1 protein-coding gene is annotated in these 247 nt (G+C 72.9%); it reads left to right on the forward strand.

Annotated features, from left to right (window positions below; genetic code table 11):
• Window positions 1-247 (forward strand): thiamine phosphate synthase (locus SB753_RS40065; RefSeq protein ID WP_410805552.1); only part of this gene is annotated, 247 nt, incomplete at both ends.

Genomic DNA, 247 nt, shown 5'->3' on the forward strand with positions numbered 1-247 from the left:
GCTGCGCCAGCCCGATCGCTACCTGGTCACGCCCGAGCCGGACGATGCCGAAGCCTGGCTGCGCCAGCTCGGAGAGGCGATCGACCTGGGCGTGCGCCGCATCCACCTGCGCGCGCGGCACTGCGAGCCGGATCGCTGGCGCGCGCTGCTGGCGCAGGTCGACCAGCGCTACGGACGACGCGATGTCGAATGGCTGCTCAACCGCGACATCGCGCTGGCGAACGCGCTCGGCCTGGGCGTGCACCTG

Source organism: Paraburkholderia sp. SIMBA_053 (genome assembly GCF_046534895.1).
GTDB lineage: Bacteria > Pseudomonadota > Gammaproteobacteria > Burkholderiales > Burkholderiaceae > Paraburkholderia > Paraburkholderia caledonica.